Below are 1,539 nucleotides of genomic sequence, written 5' to 3'. Positions count from 1 at the left end.
CATGTGCTGAATGTGATTGCCGACTGGCCGATAAACCGGGTCAGTGAGCTACTGCCGTGGCGTATAACACTGCCAACAGAATAACTTACTCGACCTTAGTCAATACGGCCTTCGTTGGACGCTTACCTTTGAACAATTACATCACAGCAAAGATGAGGTCTTTGAGCGTGGGGTGATCAATGTCTTCAAAGGACTCTCATGGGATTACAAAACTAACAGCCCATGCAGTTTTGGCAAAAAGATCATCATTAACAATCTGGTCACTCACAATCGCTGGGGCTTTAGCCTGCACTGGGGCTGGCGTCGTGACCAACTGACAGATCTGGAACGGATGCTCTTCCTTCTGGATGGCAAATCCATTCCTGACAACCGTGGCGATATCTGTACCCGGTTGATGGAGCATATTCGGGACAACCCGGCGAAAGAAGTTTATGAAGATGCGTTCTTCAGTATTCGTTACTTCCAGAAGGGAACCGCGCATCTGATGTTCAAACGGTTGGATCTGGTGGAGAAGATGAACGACATCATCGCTAAGCATTATCCAGGCATATTGCCGACAAAATAAACGCTATACGCGTAATGAGCTCCAACATGGATCTCTGGCATACTAAGCGGATATAGCATTGTAAGTCGGATTAAAACGGAGGTGGCATGACAGATAAACACTTAACCCAATCCCCGGCAGGTGAATTTGTTATGTTTGCCAGCGGTGATGGAAAGGTGCGCGTTGAATGCCGCTTTGAAAGCGATACCCTGTGGCTATCCCAGGCCATGATCTGTGAACTCTACGGTAAAGCCAAAGCAACCATCAGCGAACACATCAAGAATATCTTTGAAGACGGTGAACTGGTCGAAAATTCAGTTGTTCGGTTTTACCGAACAACTGCCAGTGACGGGAAAAACTATCAAGTTCAATATTTTAGTTTGCCGATGATACTCGCTGTTGGCTACCGCGTCCGTTCTGCCCGAGGTACCCAATTCCGCCAGTGGGCGACCCAAACGCTCCAGGAATACCTGATCAAAGGTTTTGTGATGGACGATGAGCGGCTTAAAAACCCTCCTGTTGGCTCATCAACTGTGCCTGACTACTTCGACGAGATGCTGGAACGCATTCGCGACATCCGCGCTAGTGAGCGTCGGGTTTATTTGCGGGTTCGGGAGATCTTTGCATTAGCCGCCGACTACCAACCGTCACTCAAAGAGACAACGCTGTTTTTTCAAACTATTCAGAATAAACTGCATTTTGCCTGCACCGGCCACACTGCTGCCGAACTCATCCATCAGCGTGCTGACGCCAGCCAGCCCCATATGGGTTTGAACAGCTATAAAGGCGAAGAGGTGCGTAAAAGCGATGTGACAGTGGCGAAAAACTACCTCAATCAGGACGAGGTCAGTGAACTCAACCGCGTAGTTATTAGACGTCAATTACTTTTGCCGATCCGGCGTCAACTACAATGGCCGCTCCCACACCATCATTTAGATGGCTTTTTTGCCACTGCGTTTGAGGTCTTTTTCCTGTAGCTTTCTCCTTGTATTTCG

1 protein-coding gene and 2 pseudogenes are annotated in these 1,539 nt (G+C 48.4%); all 3 read left to right on the top strand.

Features of this window, described 5'->3' with window-relative positions:
• A partial coding sequence (locus tag ACMV5H_RS25495) for a hypothetical protein (RefSeq protein WP_414821777.1) occupies window positions 1-84 on the top strand: 84 nt, incomplete at its 5' end.
• Between the two features lie 40 nt (window positions 85-124).
• Window positions 125-565, top strand: a pseudogene (locus ACMV5H_RS25490) (DUF4942 domain-containing protein); the annotation flags it as partial.
• 86 nt (window positions 566-651) lie between these two features.
• Window positions 652-1,413, top strand: a pseudogene (rhuM, locus tag ACMV5H_RS25485) (RhuM family protein); the annotation flags it as partial.
• Window positions 1,414-1,539: the final 126 nt, after the last annotated feature.

Source organism: Serratia sp. N21D137 (assembly GCF_047530005.1).
GTDB classification, from domain to species: domain Bacteria; phylum Pseudomonadota; class Gammaproteobacteria; order Enterobacterales; family Enterobacteriaceae; genus Chania; species Chania fonticola_B.
The sequence above is the reverse complement of the archived record's forward strand: the minus strand, read 5'-3'. Positions and strand labels throughout refer to the sequence as shown.